At 74.9% G+C, this 557-nt stretch carries 1 protein-coding gene; it reads left to right on the plus strand.

From position 1 onward, the window contains the following. The coding region (locus FV233_RS29820) for a phage portal protein (protein ID WP_147899671.1) at window positions 1-456 on the plus strand (456 nt) is incomplete at its 5' end. Window positions 457-557 lie beyond the last annotated feature (101 nt).

A 557-nucleotide genomic window follows, 5' to 3' on the forward strand; every position in this document is an offset into this window, starting at 1 on the left:
GAGCTGGAGGCGAATTACCAGGGGGCGGCCAATGCCGGCCGGCCGCTGCTCCTGGAGGGCGGCCTGGACTGGAAGCCCCTGGCGCTGTCGCCCCGGGACATGGACTTCGTCGAGGCCAAGAACGCCGCCGCCCGGGAGATCGCCCTGGCGTTCGGGGTGCCGCCCCTGCTGCTGGGGCTGCCCGGCGACAGCACCCACGCCAACTACGCCGAGGCGAACCGGGCGCTCTACCGCCAGACCCTGATCCCGCTCGCCGCCCGCACCGCCCAGGCGCTGGCCGGCTGGCTGGAGCCGGCCTTCGAGGCCCTGGACCTCGAACCCGACCTCGACCGGATCGAGGCCCTGTCGGGGGAGCGGGAATCCCTGTGGCGCCGGGTCGAGGCGGCCGGGTTCCTGTCGGCCTCCGAGAAGCGCGCCGCGGTGGGCTACCCGCCGGAGCCGGAGGCGGGCGGGTGAAGGGCGCGCGCCGCCTGCCCAGATCCGCGCGCTCTCCCTTCCCCCTCTGCGGGCTATCGGATTCACCCATCCCCGGATGTGGCGCGGTTCCCCTCTCCCGT

Origin of the sequence: Methylobacterium sp. WL7 (genome assembly GCF_008040085.1) — a bacterium.
GTDB classification, from domain to species: domain Bacteria; phylum Pseudomonadota; class Alphaproteobacteria; order Rhizobiales; family Beijerinckiaceae; genus Methylobacterium; species Methylobacterium mesophilicum.